The sequence below is a fragment of the Paenibacillus sp. TSA_86.1 genome (assembly GCF_052691815.1).
The window spans coordinates 137,825-151,212 of the sequence record NZ_JBQZGE010000014.1 but is presented as its reverse complement, the minus strand read 5'-3'; the positions used below and the strand labels follow the sequence as shown (position 1 = coordinate 151,212).

At 49.8% G+C, this 13,388-nt stretch carries 11 protein-coding genes; 10 read left to right on the top strand and 1 reads right to left on the bottom strand.

Annotated elements, in window-relative coordinates; translation table 11 throughout:
- A partial coding sequence (locus ACUTVW_RS21980) for a WIAG-tail domain (protein ID WP_445647722.1) occupies positions 1 to 984 on the top strand: 984 nt, incomplete at its 5' end.
- A 221-nt stretch (positions 985 to 1,205) separates the two neighbouring features.
- On the opposite strand, the gene ACUTVW_RS21975 is transcribed toward ACUTVW_RS21980, so the two are convergent.
- Positions 1,206 to 2,768, bottom strand: a complete 1,563-nt coding sequence (locus tag ACUTVW_RS21975; RefSeq protein ID WP_445647721.1) for a M4 family metallopeptidase — start codon at positions 2,766 to 2,768, stop codon at positions 1,206 to 1,208.
- Positions 2,769 to 3,405: 637 nt separating this feature from the next.
- Between ACUTVW_RS21975 and ACUTVW_RS21970 the strand changes: the two genes are divergently transcribed.
- The 9 genes from ACUTVW_RS21970 to ACUTVW_RS21930 all read left to right on the top strand — a co-directional run bounded on the left by ACUTVW_RS21970 (position 3,406) and on the right by ACUTVW_RS21930 (position 13,135).
- On the top strand, positions 3,406 to 4,356 hold the full coding sequence (locus tag ACUTVW_RS21970; RefSeq protein WP_445647720.1) for a glycosyltransferase family 2 protein: 951 nt from the start codon (positions 3,406 to 3,408) through the stop codon (positions 4,354 to 4,356).
- 70 nt (positions 4,357 to 4,426) lie between these two features.
- On the top strand, positions 4,427 to 5,548 hold the full coding sequence (locus ACUTVW_RS21965) for a glycosyltransferase family A protein (protein ID WP_445647719.1): 1,122 nt from the start codon (positions 4,427 to 4,429) through the stop codon (positions 5,546 to 5,548).
- Entirely contained in the window at positions 5,545 to 6,318 is a 774-nt protein-coding gene (locus ACUTVW_RS21960; RefSeq protein WP_445647718.1) for a glycosyltransferase family 2 protein, read from the top strand. The genes ACUTVW_RS21965 and ACUTVW_RS21960 overlap by 4 nt, the downstream gene beginning before the upstream one ends.
- On the top strand, positions 6,315 to 7,046 hold the full coding sequence (locus ACUTVW_RS21955) for a sugar phosphate nucleotidyltransferase (protein WP_145414995.1): 732 nt from the start codon (positions 6,315 to 6,317) through the stop codon (positions 7,044 to 7,046). The genes ACUTVW_RS21960 and ACUTVW_RS21955 overlap by 4 nt, the downstream gene beginning before the upstream one ends.
- A 174-nt stretch (positions 7,047 to 7,220) precedes the next feature.
- Positions 7,221 to 7,379 carry a hypothetical protein gene (locus ACUTVW_RS21950; RefSeq protein ID WP_445647717.1) on the top strand — a complete coding sequence of 53 codons (159 nt, stop codon included), beginning with the start codon at positions 7,221 to 7,223 and terminating at the stop codon, positions 7,377 to 7,379.
- A gap of 563 nt (positions 7,380 to 7,942) precedes the next feature.
- Positions 7,943 to 8,806 (top strand): GT-D fold domain-containing protein, encoded by an 864-nt coding sequence (locus tag ACUTVW_RS21945; protein WP_445647716.1) that lies wholly within the window; start codon positions 7,943 to 7,945, stop codon positions 8,804 to 8,806.
- 65 nt (positions 8,807 to 8,871) lie between these two features.
- Positions 8,872 to 10,515 carry a glycosyltransferase family 2 protein gene (locus ACUTVW_RS21940; RefSeq protein ID WP_445647715.1) on the top strand — a complete coding sequence of 548 codons (1,644 nt, stop codon included), beginning with the start codon at positions 8,872 to 8,874 and terminating at the stop codon, positions 10,513 to 10,515.
- Positions 10,516 to 10,801: 286 nt separating this feature from the next.
- A complete protein-coding gene (locus ACUTVW_RS21935) occupies positions 10,802 to 11,251 on the top strand; it encodes a hypothetical protein (protein WP_445647714.1) in 450 nt (149 codons plus the stop codon).
- A 540-nt stretch (positions 11,252 to 11,791) separates the two neighbouring features.
- A complete protein-coding gene (locus tag ACUTVW_RS21930) occupies positions 11,792 to 13,135 on the top strand; it encodes an LLM class flavin-dependent oxidoreductase (RefSeq protein ID WP_445647713.1) in 1,344 nt (447 codons plus the stop codon).
- Positions 13,136 to 13,388: the final 253 nt, after the last annotated feature.

Below are 13,388 nucleotides of genomic sequence, written 5' to 3'. Positions count from 1 at the left end.
GCTGTAAGCACAGCTCATCTGCAAGATGGTGCAGTTACGGCTTCCAAACTGGCGGACGGCAGTGTAGATGGTAGTAAACTGACCGAAGGGGCAATATCATCCATGCATCTGGCTGATCGTGCCATTGACGGCAGCAAGCTGAGTGAGCAGAGTATTACATCCAGTCACTTAAATGAGGGGATTGTTGGCACGGCTCATTTAAGCGAAGAGATCTGGAATGCGATTCGTCAGGTCAGTGCAGAGACGCTGGAACAGCTCGCCGAGTTCAAAAGGCAGGAAGCGATGCAGGAAGTGCAGCAGCTAATGCAGTCGGTAGGCCTGCAAAATGAAGGTCTGTTCGCTTGGGGAGATGATGCGGAGGTATCATCGGATACGCCAATTGAGCTCCAGGCAGGAAATCTGAATCTACAGGAACTGCTGGGATTGCCCAATAATTTGGAAGCAGAAGCAGCGCTAACGGAAGGAAAGTCTGGTGCGGAGATAACTGAATTGGGGAATGTATTGGACGCAGAAGATACACTATCGTCTGATGAAGCTGGCCCTGAGTTTTCTAATTCTATTGCTCCTGAGTGGTCTAATAATGAGGTGCCAGTTAGCCATACACTTGAGTCCCAATCGGTTACACAAGAGCATCTGTGTGATGGTTCTGTAGGCAGTGATCAATTGCAGGCTGGTGCTGTTCATGCCGAACATCTGGCATTCCAGCCGGTACGTAGTGTAAGCAAACAGCCTGCTGTGCAGCAGTTCGGCATGGAAGCTTTTGTTTTGCCAGAGAATGAGACGTGTACCGAAGTGACGATTGTGTTTGAAGAGTCATTCGATTCAGAGCATTATGTCATTGTAGCGATGAGTAATGATCGAGGATTTCAGGTATCCCTGTTATCACAGAGCGAAGAGGAAGCAGTGTTGGAAGTAACGCGAACAGTGGATTGCAAGCATACGTATGGATTATTGTCCTGGATTGCGGCGGGGCCTTCGGCATAACCTTCTGCCTTGGCTATCCTGAGTTAACATATTTACAAATTGACAGAAGCGGTGTCCAGAGTTTGTCCCGGACACCGCTTCTGCTTGGCAAGCTTGACCGTTCGGACATGAGGGGGGTCGGAACGATGCTATTTTTTTATAAAAGGATATGCAGATAAATAAACGAGTTCTGTTTGATTGGTATGGATGCCCGTGAACGTTACCGTATAATCATTTAACGATTATAGTCCTACAGCTTGATAGGCTTTGGTGATGGCAGTAGCCTCGGCAGAATTCGCACCGTAGAGGTCTTTGGCAGCCTGGATCGTTGCTGTTTTGGCAGCTGCAAATTTGGATGTTGGTGTCAGGTAATTCACCAGCGTGCTATAGAAAACGCGCACGGCCTTATCCCGGCCGATGCCGCTAACCGTTACACCGTTATGTGTACCGCCTTGGGCTGCAAGGTAAAACGCTTTGTTGATAATACCGCTGTTGGTATGCACACCGCCGTTATCCGCACTGCCTGTGTAGCGGTCACTATATTTGTCAGGCTGGTTGTATAGCGTAGGATCGGATAAGGAACGCAGTGCATCTCCTGGAATGTTAGGAGTATAGATACCGTCACCTAGCAGCCAGTTTTTGCTCTCAATAGTGTTACCCATGATATCAGCAAAAGCTTCGTTTAATGCCCCTGGTTCGTTGCGGTATTCCAGATTGGCGGTGTACTCGATCACTCCATGTGTCAACTCATGACCCACAACATCGAGATCTCCGGAGAAGATACCAAACAGTGAGCCGTCTCCGTCACCGAATACAATCTGTGCCCCGTTCCAGAAGGCGTTGTTATAGTTGGAGCCATAATGTACTGTGGAGCGAATCAAAAGGCCGTTCCCATCAAGGCTGTTGCGGTTAAATTTATTTTTGTAAAAATCATACGTGGCAGCAGCATAAGCGTGTGCATCGACAGCTGCACGGTCCGTCCACACGTTATTAGAGCTGGTAGACAGTGTTCCTGGTAAAGAGGAGCGATTGTTCGCGGAATACGTTTGGATGCCTTTTCCACGTGTGGTATCTTTCAGCTGGTAGGTGCTGCCGGATTGCGTTGTGGTCAGCGTTTTGGTGTCACCAAACACCCCGGTACCTGTTCCTGTAGCAAAATTGATAATATCAAACTGGGATACGATGCTTCCGTCCACGGCGTTAACAAAATATTTGGTTCGCAGCGGTGCCGGTTCAAGCACATTCACTTCGGTAATGTAAACCAGATAGGTCTGACCGTCCTCTTCATGATGATAAATTTGGAGTTCAGCCTTTGGCTCAAGCTCCGGTGCACCTAACTCGCCGATCCGGGATGTCGCTTCTTCCGAGGCTACTTTAATTGCTTCCTCTGCACTGATACCAGGGATTCCGTCATTAGGAATCGCTTGTTCTTCAACAGGCGGAAGTTCACCAAGAGCAGAAGTCACAGCTCCCGTTTTGTCCAGATGGAGGGTCTGCTCGGCACCGTAGACCGGGATACCTTTGATGTACTGTTGCAGACGGAAGTGCCTTACGCCGGAAGTATCCGTGTTACGTTTAATGATTTTGAGTTGGCCTCTGACATCAGAGTTCAGGAACTGTTCCTGTTGTCCAAGGTAATTATAGATCGTTTCGTCAGGATTGTTGTTCAAAAGGATACTCTCCTCGGAGGCATAAGGGGCCTCAAGCGGAATGGATAGATCAGATGGCGCTGCGGCAGCAGAGGATACGGAAGCGAGCAAAAGAGCTCCTCCAAGAATTGTTGGCATAACTTTGGCAAATTTCATTGTTAACTCTCCCATTCTCATCTAAATTTTGTTGGAAAAAAGGGTATTATGCCTAACTTGGCTGGATTTCCGTCTGCATCTGGCAGGGCGGAGTGAGGGGCTCAAACAGAAGTAGGTTTAGAAGCAGGGGTTGTCCCCCTAGTGATTGCGGCAAACCGAAGGTTCTACGGAGAACCGGGATGTTCAATCCGTGTGTGGCATGCGGGAAGAAGAAACCGGGTTGGGAACGGCATCACTCCTTTCAAGTTCATGGTCTGTTTGTGTACTAAAATGGGGAGATCAAACGTCTAAACTAACCGAAGGTCAATAAATGGACAGAAAGAGGTTGTAGGAACATCAGTTCTCAACAAGGTTAAAAATGTAAATTTGTTTGGCTTGAATCGTATAGTATCACAGTGTAAAAGATTGGAAAAGATGCAATTTTGATTTTTTTTGAAAATTGTGTCTAAGGACAGGGAAGAGATGTTATTTCTAATTTTTTTGACGAATCTTGTCACTTTGGAGGATCAGAATATATACATTTCTGCCCAGAACCTACAAGCGGTAAGGACATACGCCGTTTCCACTGCTCCACGAATACATAGAATAACGTGTACTCCCTTGACATGATAAAGATGGTTTGCGGGAGGTGAAATGGTTGAGGAAACAACGGAATATAGCCCGTTTTGCAACAAAAACAGGTAAAAAAAGAATGAGAGGCTTGTCGGGAAAAAGACGAATCCGTTCAGGGAGAAAAAAGGGTACAAAGGCCTATGTTTTCACCATACCACCTAACCATTCCTTTCTTTTGAACGAGCTGAGAGCAGCGCAAACCATGGTTGGAGAGGCTGTTCAACAAGACAGGGAAGTCATCGGCCAGCCAATACTATCGGTGATTATTCCGGCGATGAACGAGGAACGCACCATTGCTGCCGTAGTTCGTGAAGCTGCACGTATATGCCGCGATGCGGAAGTGCTGGTCATCGTGAACGGTTCCAGCGATGGTACAGCGAGTGAAGCTGAACGGGCAGGAGCACGCGTATTGCAGTATTCCGAAGCGCTGGGGCATGATGGCGGACGGAGAGTAGGGGCAGCAGCAGCCCGAGGGCAAATCCTGCTGTTCACGGATGCAGACATTCCGATTCCGGCCGAGCGCCTTGCACCTTACGTTCAAGCCGTGCTGAATGGAGTAGATATTGCGCTGAACGATTACAACGGCCCGGTAACTCGTGTGCCTGTTCATCCGGTCGTCGAAGCGAAACATATGTTGAACGGTCTGCTTTCCAGATCCGATCTCGGCGGGGCTTCAATGACGGCCATTCCCCATGCACTCAGCCGAAAGGCACTTGAGGTCATCGACATATCTTCGCTGGAAATTCCGCCACTTGCTCATGCCAAAGCGGTTCTTGGCGGACTTCGGGTGCAGGCTGTTCATCATGTGCCTGTAGGCAAATGGAATGCAGTTCGTATAAAGAAACGAAGGGGTGCTGATCCGCTGAGCCAGGTGGTATTACAGGATCATCTGGAGGCTATCCGCTGGATTATAGATACACAGGGACCCAGGGGCGGTTACACGGATTTGAAACGTGTTCGCAGTCTGGCCCAATAAGCAGGTTGCCCGTCAAAAAAGGTGAACCTTGAGATAAGTTAGAGGCGGCAACATGCGGGAGGTGACAGCAATGAAAGCACGATCCGGAGCGAGGGCTCAGAGGCGGACAGGAGCAAAGAGAATGGTAGCGGGCAGATTCCGTAGCAGGCTGCATACTGGAGGCAAAAGCAGAAAGAGCCAGAAACGTCAGCGACGGAGCCGCCGGAATCTCCGGCAGGTGATACCGGATCTGCGTCCGTTTTGGCGAGCAGGCCAGCTTGCAGGCAGGCAATTCAGGACAGATGCCGACATCTTGAATAAACATGCTGCTGATGCCTGGCATGTCTATGCGCAGAACCTGCCCGAGCAGATCAGCTTTCAAGCTGCAATACAGGCAGGCAGGGCATTTATCCAGGGCTATGCCCAATCCTCTGGTCGTTCACCGGAGATTGTACCGCTGCCCCTCCGTCATGTTGCTGCTGCCGTAGTCTGTGCCTGCAATGAAGAACGTACTCTAGGGCAAGTGCTGGTACAGCTGGAACGTCTGCCCCTCCGTGATATTGTGGTGGTATTAAACGGAACGACGGATGACAGTCTGGAGCGGGTGCTGCAGCATCCCGGTATTACACTTGTGTATGAACCGGAGCGTGCTGGTCATGATGTGGGGCGGGCACTTGGAGCCAAAATGACCGATGCGGAGACCGTTTTGTTTGTGGATGGAGACATGGTTGTGCCCGCGGAACAACTGGCGCCATTCTTGTTCGCCATTGATCGGGGGCAGGATGTCGCGTTAAACGATTTGACGTCTTTGCTTCCGCCGTTTGCCAGGCAAGATGGGGTCAGCCGTGTTAAAGCCTATCTAAATCATACATTAGGCCGGCGGGATCTTGGCTCCAATTCGATGACTGCGGTGCCCCATGCCCTGTCCAGACGTATGATTGAGATCGTGAAGCCATCATCTCTGGCTGTTCCTCCCAAGGCACAGATGCTGGCGATTCAAAAGGGATTGCGTGTATCGGCACCATGCCAAGTGGATGTCATTCGCACTAACCGACTGCGTCCCGGTAACACAGGGAGTGGTAATGATGTTTCCAGACTGATTTTGGGTGACCATCTGGAAGCACTGGCGGCGTGGATGGCAATGAGTGAACATACGGCTCAGGCCAATCTTCCTTCACGCGCCGAGGTAGCGTACAGGAGGAACGCGAGATGACGCTGACAAGCATAATTATACCCACGTATAACGGAGTCTCGTTGCTAAAGCCTTGTGTAGAGGCTATCCGAAGATATACAGGAGCATCTACACCGTACGAGATCATCGTTGTAGACAATGGCTCGACGGATGGCACTGCCGAATATTGCGCCAAGGAATGTATCCGGTTTGTGCGTTTACCCGAAAATCGGGGATTCCCTGCCGCTTGTAATGCCGGACTTCGGGTTGCCTGCGGAGATGAGTTGCTGCTGCTGAACAATGATGTTACGGTTACGCTACATTGGCTGGAAAATATGCGTACAGCACTGTACAGTGAGGAGCACATTGGCATTATCGGCCCGGTCACGAACTATGCCAGCGGCATTCAACAGGTGGATGTGGCCTTTCGGGATATGCAACATTTTCAGGAACTGGCGGCTGCCAATAATGTTTCGGATATGACAAGGTGGAGGGAAGTACGCCGAATTGTCGGGCTGTGTATGCTGATGAAACGAAGTGTACTGGAGGCCGTAGGCTGGCTTGACGAAGCGTATTCCCCTGGCCACTATGAAGATGACGACTATTGTTATCGAGCTAGGTTGCAGGGCTTCCGTTTGTTAATATGCGGTGATGTCCTTGTACATCATCAAGGCAGTGCGAGTTTTCAAAAGACAGATCATACGGAATGGAAACAGTTGCTGGAGCGTAACCGTTCCATTTTCATCAATAAATGGAAAGTCGATCCGCGTGAATTTATGGACATATCCGATGAAGGAGGGAACAAGGAATGAAAGGTGTAATTCTTGCTGGTGGCACAGGAACCAGGCTGTACCCTCTGACCCGGCTTATTAATAAACATCTGCTTCCCGTCGGTAAACATCCGATGATTATGTATGGTATCGACAGGCTCCGTCAGGCAGGGATTGAGGATATCCTGATTGTTATCAACAAACATTCCGCTGGTTTGTATACGGAGTATCTTGGTGGCGGAGCGGATCATGGAGTCAGGCTGACGTATCGTATTCAGGAAAAGGCTGGCGGTATTGCCGAAGCGCTTGATCTGGCCTCATCGTTTATTCTTCCGGGCGAAAAATTTGTGGTGTTGCTTGGTGATAATCTATTCAGCGATGATTTGAAACCGTATGTAGAGCGATATATGCAGCAACCTGCGGGTACGGCGCGAGTGTTGCTTAAAGGCGTGGACGATGCACGTCGCTACGGGGTGCCTGTCTTTGATGAACACCATCCGGAACGTATCGCGTACATTGAAGAAAAGCCAAGTCAGCCGAAGACCTCTTACTGTGTAACGGGCATATATATGTATGATGACCATGTGTTTAGCCTGATTCATAACATTGTACCGTCCGCACGTGGAGAGCTGGAGATCACCGATGTAAACAACCATTATGCCTCCGGCGGCGGATTGGAGTATGACATTTTGCAAAAATATTGGAGCGATGCCGGCACATTTGAATCGCTCCAGGAGGCAGCTGTGCGCATGAAAGGGCAGCTGCCTTAATCGGAAATAATATGATACAGCCGCGGAGCGGTGGGTGATCGAAACAGATGAGCAGAGCAAATGATTGAATTAGACGACTGAGTGAATGGGTCATAACGATGAATGAAGTACAACTTGCGCCGGCGCTTTCTTTAAGGCTCCGGCGTTTTGCGCAGGCAGGAGAGAAAGCATGAAGTGTTGTGGGGCGTACGGGCAAGGCTGCAAACGGGAAGCGTGCAGGAAAGTGTGGGATGTGAAAGTACGGTGAGAACAGAGAGTAGACGTGCTCCGGGTAATGCGAGTGGCGTGAAGAGTGGAGACAGAGCAGTGCGAGTGAAAAGCGCAGGGAAGTGAGGCATGTGAAAGGTATAGCAAGACCAGAGGGCATTAAGGGTGGCGGCAAGGCAGGTCAGACTGGAGTGGTGTCGGGTGTGAGTGAGACAGGTCGAGCTGGAAGCGTAATAAATGTGGGTAGAGTAGGCAGGGCGGTAAGCGGGATAAGAGCGGAGAAGGCAGGTAGGGCTGTCGGTGTGATCCACGCGGTCAGAGCGGGCAGAGTCAGAGGCGAGATCAAGACGGGGAAAGCTGGCAGGGGCAGAGGCGAGATCAAGATGGCAAAGGCGGGCAGGGTCAAAGGTGAGATGAAAGCGGGGAGGGCGGGCACAGCACAAGGTCGGTTGCGCCAAGGCTCGGCCCGGCGCAGGCACGCCTCCGCGCAGGGCCGGCGCGCCGCGGCCCGCGCCAAGCAGCGCACGGCGATGCGCCGTGCGCCCAAGCCAGCACCGCACGCAAGCTCGCCACAGGCGATGCCTGCCCGCGGTGCTGGCCCCGCCCCGCGCCAGACGACACACCCGCAGGGTGTCGTCCTACCCGCGGGGCGGGAAGGCGCTGCCGCGAGTGCGGGCAGCGCAAACGGCGTGCCGCTGCCGGCTGCGGAGCATGCCGTGCAGGCGGCAGGGCCCGGCGGTTACGCCGCGGGCTACCGCGACGGCGTATTCGCCGGAGGCGAGGCGCTGGTGGCGCAGCACATCCCGCCGGATCACATTCTGCCTGCTGTCGCAGCGGCAGATTTGATCGCGGCGGGCTTCCGCCAGTATGCGCCCAGCCTGACCCGGCTGACCAGCCCTCATGAGATGGCTGGTCATATCATGGCGGCGCTGGATGCGCAGCGCCCCCTGTCTGTTGTTCGCCTCGGGGATGGCGAACTGCTTACACTGGCAGCAGATACCGTGCTGCCAGCTGCCGAAGTGCAGGAGCTGGCACCGTTTCTGCCGTATGCAGGGGTGCCGTGCTCCACACCGGACATCCGCGCGGCGCTTGCGGAAGCCGTTAAGGCAGCAGACTGGGTGGGCGTACCCATCTCGCGTGCACCTACATTTCAGGGACTGTTATTCCCGGTGCTGCGCCATTTCGGGATCGATTGGTCCAGCCTGAAATTGACCAGTTCCACGATCAATTACAGTCTGCATCAGTCTCATCTGCTGCTTCCGATTCTGCAAGGACGGCGAGTGCTGCTCATCGGCAGTCAGGCGGCAGAGCTTGGAGGCTTGCTGCATCCGCGTGGGATACAGGTCATGGGTATCATCCCGGATGTGGCAGGGATGGCAGATATTCCGAGGGTGATGCAGCTTACAGCGGAACATAGCTTTGATATCGCACTAGTCGCAGCGGGCATTCCAGCAGTGGTACTATGCAGACGTATTGCGGGAGAACTCGGCAGAGTTGCCTTCGATTTCGGACATTTGGCTGACAAATTGGTGACAGGGGAGCTTCAACTCTAGTGGGTCGTCTTGGGCAGGAGAACAACTTGAATTTGCCTCAGCGGGATTGGAATGGAGGAAGCAACATGAAGAAAGCGGAAATACAGCCTCATCGTGCTCGGAAAAATAATCAGAGCAGCTCACAGCAGAGCAACCAGCTTCGAGAGGGTTCGCCATCATCGGGAAGCCATCCTCATCGCATGGGGTCCTCTGCTGAGGTTCTTCTACATGCAGCCGGTAGCCGTAATCGGCGTAATGCCCCACGGACAGGCAAAAGAAGAAAACGTGTCCTTCGAAGCACCAAGTTATACAGGCAGGGATACGACCGAGGTTACGAAGATGGTGTTCGTCAGGGACAGAATTCATTCGGGATTGTTTTTGAAGGGGTCAGCATTATCATTCCTACCTATAATCAGCGGGATTATGTGCTGCAATGTGTGTCAAGCATTGAGAAAAATACCCCGGCTCCTTATGAAATCATCGTTGTAGACAACGCTTCTCAGGATGGTACGGCCGATGCGCTGCTTCGCCAAGGCGGTATGGTGAGGGTTGCTGCACTGGAGAAGAATCGGGGGTTTGCCGGAGGAGTCAATCACGGACTCATGATGGCAAAAGGACGGCATATTGTCGTGCTGAATAACGATACGCTTGTTACACCAGGGTGGCTTGAGAATATGATGGCGTGTCTGAACAGTGATCCACAGATCGGTGTAGTGGGCCCTGTGACAAACTATATTGGCGGAGATCAGCAGATTGAAGTGCCATATCATGATGTGCAGGAGATGTGGTCTTTTGCCGCCAGCCAGAATCGTCCTGACCCCGGGAAACATCGGATGACGGATCGGCTCGTCGGGTTCTGCTGGCTGTTTTCGCGAGACGTATTGGAACGCACGGGTTATCTGGATGAGGGGTATGCCGTAGGCAACTTTGAGGATGACGACTGGATTATTCGGGTACGAATGCTGGGATACCGGCTCGCTGTAGCTGGTGACGCCTTTATCCATCATTTTGGAAGTGTGAGTATGAAAGCGCTGGGAGAGCAAGACTTTCACACGGTGAACAAGGGCAATGAACAATTTTACAGTCAAAAATGGGGAGATCCACAAGCGCTCATCGCGGAAACCGCCAGATTGGCGCAGACTCCGTACTCAGACCCTCAAACGCGATCTCAGGCGAAGGTATCTTCGTCAGCAGTAGAGAGGGACTTAGGCCAGCCTGCAGCGCGTTTCTCTTCTGAAAACAGTCTTGCAACATCACCGTTCAGACGAAGCAGTGATTTCTATCCCGAAGGTGCATTCCTTGTTGATCTTAAGGGGGATGTCTATGTAATAAGAGGGGGTCAGCGTCGAAAGTTGAACATTCCCGTTCCGCGAGGCATCTCGCCGGTGCTGGTAGCCAAACCTGATCTAATGGGCATACCCGTGGGTGAACCACTGGTATCCGCCGGAGATATCTGGAATGGATCGCATGAGCCTGAACTTCCTCTTGCTGTAACTTCTGATCCCGGCGTGGCGTCTACAGATGTAAGTATTGTAGCTGCTACTGACGCACCTGAGGGTTGGTATCTGGTCACCGAAGGTAAACGCAGAAAGTTTGTGTCCGCCTATGCTGCGGAACGTTGGGGAATAAGCTCCAGACATGTGCATCAGATAGGGACCGAACAGCTCCATTCATTCACGGAAGGATGGCCGATTATTGCTCCGCCCCAGTTGCTGAACCAGGATTTGTGATGACCACCCCTCGTGGTTTGAAAGCAACTCGTAAACATGCGGAATGAACAACACAGCACGCTACGCAGTTTTTAGGCTGAATGTTCACACGGATCAGTTTATTCCGCACGAGTTTTTATCAAATTTTTCAACAAGGACTATATAATTAAGTGATGATAGGCAGGAGAAATGATGTGGTGGATGTTACAGAAGCATATTATACCTGTAAATACATAGCGTAAGTTTAAGTATTCACTCATTTATATGGGCTGTTGGTACCCCATGCAAATAAGTTTGGAGGCTGAAAATGAAAAGAGCACGTTGTATTACTTTCGTAATCGTATTCATTCTCTCAGGGTGTAATGATCTTGAAAAAATGGATATTACATCACCATCTTATATGTTTAGCGAAAACTCCGAGATCGCTAGTGAAGTAAAAGTAAGTTTAATTGGAATCTTTAACAAAAAAGAAAATGCGTTTGAGGGATCTTTAGCTATCCATGATAATACTTTCGAAAAGGTAATCTTCATGCATAAATCGTTATTAATATCTTATGAAGGCGCAAAGAGAACCGTGTTAGGAGATATTTATTTAGATAAACAGGCTAAGCAATTTGCAATTAATATTACAGAACCTGAACTATACATGAAGTTAACGAATGAAAAATATCAGAATGAAGGGTTAGTTATAAGTGCCCCTGCATCAAATTTAGAAGAAGCAAAGATGATTGAGGAGAAGTTAAAAGCATTGGAGTGAGTTTAAACTCACTCCTTTTTTTTGAATCAAAATTGATACTGAATGGATAACTCAAAATTTAAATTTATTTTTTCTATTCTGTTATAGGATTGTTCTATTAGCAGAACCATTGACGATGCAAAGGGACGGGAGTACATTTATAGCCATAATTCTTATTTAACAGATTGGAATTGATGGTATATGTCGATCCGGTCTGCCTGATGATCTGGAACTATATTATGGAAATCGGAGGTATGTCGATGTCATCATCCCAACAATGCGGCAGGATGAAGCAATGCTGTCTGAACGGAATGGATTAAGTCTAACAAGGCTAATGCAACAGGAGCACAGCGGTTATTTTTACATGGATGCCATATAGAAAAAATCTATTAGCAACACGGTTGACCGGTTCGAGGGGCAGTGATAAGCTGTGTAAAATTAAAACAAACCAAACTCATAGGAATAATCAATTTTAGGGGTTTATGATGCTTGCTCATTGATTTAGATACACTACATTTTGGTTCCATCAAATCACCTTATTTCAGGGAAGGCGGAGTGTACATGACAGCAAAACGGAGTTTGAAGTTTGGAGCCATCATTCATGGCGTTGGGGGAAGTAACACAACCTGGAGACACCCGGAGGTTTTGTCCGATGCGAGCGTAAACTTTGGATTTTACAAACGTCAGGCGCTCAAGGCAGAAGAGGGCAAGTTTGATCTGGTATTCATTGCAGATGGCCTGTATATTACCGAAAGATCCATTCCTCACTTTTTGAATCGCTTTGAGCCGATCAGCATTCTTTCCGCTCTTGCCGCAGTAACCTCACACATTGGACTTGTGGGTACATTATCCACATCCTACAGTGATCCATTTACAGTCGCCAGACAGTTCGGTTCGCTTGATCTGATCAGTGATGGTCGTGCAGGCTGGAACGTGGTGACATCCCCCTTGGAAGGTACCGCAAAAAATTACAGCAAAAGCAATCATCCAACACATCCGGAGCGTTACCGTATTGCTAAGGAATATTTACAAGTGACCAAAGGCTTGTGGGATTCATGGGAAGATGATGCATTTGTAAGAGACAAGGAGAGCGGTGTGTTCTTTGATCCTTCCAAACTACACACTTTGAACCATGAAGGGGAGTTCTTCTCTGTACAGGGGCCATTGAACATCGCTCGTTCACGGCAGGGGCAGCCGGTTATTTTCCAGGCAGGTTCCTCAGAGGATGGCAAAACACTGGCGGCACAGGAAGCCGATGCCGTATTCACTGGACACGATAACATTGAAGATGCACAGGCATTTTATAAGGACGTCAAAACACGGGCAGCTTCCTATGGGCGCTCAGCGCAGGATATTGTCATTTTGCCAGGCATTAACCCGATTGTGGGACGGACGGCAGAGGAAGCGGAACAGAAGTATCAGGAGATCGCAAGCCTGGTAACCATTGATAAAGCCTTGGACTACTTGGGACGTTTCTTTGAGCATCATGATTTCTCCCAATATCCGCTGGATGAACCGTTCCCTGAACTGGATGGCATAGGCAGCAACAGCTTCCGCAGTGGAACAGACAAAATTAAAAAAGATGCTAAAGAACAGGGATTAACGCTACGCGAAGTCGCTTTGCGGGCTGCAACACCACGAAGTCAATTCCTGGGCACACCGGAGCAGGTGGCAGACAAGGTTCAGGAATGGTTCGAGGCAGAAGCGGCAGACGGATTCATCATTGCTTCGGAGTTGCCTAGTGGATTGTCCGACTTTGTCGAGTTGATGGTACCTATTCTGCAGGAACGCGGCCTCTATCGCACGGAGTATGAGCATGATACGCTGCGTGGCAATCTGGGTGTCCAGGTGCCTGTAAACCGCTATACAGTAGCTAAAACGCAGGAAGAGTCGAACGTCATCTAATCGAATGTCAAATGTCATTTAAATCGAACATCATCTAATTGTTGTAATTCATGTTAACTCAAACGCGGTGACTCTAACCTGTTCTCACAATCCAATACATTCGGATCAAATACAAGTACAGCCATCGTTAAAATAAGCACTAATGCATCTGAATCATAGGGTAATGAAGTTGATAAAGTTAATGAATCCTCCTCGCCTTAAAACCTACTTTTCTCATAGGAAATATAAAATATATACAAGTTTGCTTGGCGTA

Excerpts from the sequence above, each read along its gene's own strand:
- ACUTVW_RS21975 (WP_445647721.1), bottom strand. The coding sequence starts at position 2,768 with ATGAAATTTGCCAAAGTTATGCCAACAATTCTTGGAGGAGCTCTTTTG.
- ACUTVW_RS21965 (WP_445647719.1), top strand. The coding sequence starts at position 4,427 with ATGAAAGCACGATCCGGAGCGAGGGCTCAGAGGCGGACAGGAGCAAAG.
- ACUTVW_RS21960 (WP_445647718.1), top strand. The coding sequence starts at position 5,545 with ATGACGCTGACAAGCATAATTATACCCACGTATAACGGAGTCTCGTTG.
- ACUTVW_RS21955 (WP_145414995.1), top strand. The coding sequence starts at position 6,315 with ATGAAAGGTGTAATTCTTGCTGGTGGCACAGGAACCAGGCTGTACCCT.
- ACUTVW_RS21940 (WP_445647715.1), top strand. The coding sequence starts at position 8,872 with ATGAAGAAAGCGGAAATACAGCCTCATCGTGCTCGGAAAAATAATCAG.
- ACUTVW_RS21935 (WP_445647714.1), top strand. The coding sequence starts at position 10,802 with ATGAAAAGAGCACGTTGTATTACTTTCGTAATCGTATTCATTCTCTCA.
- ACUTVW_RS21930 (WP_445647713.1), top strand. The coding sequence starts at position 11,792 with ATGACAGCAAAACGGAGTTTGAAGTTTGGAGCCATCATTCATGGCGTT.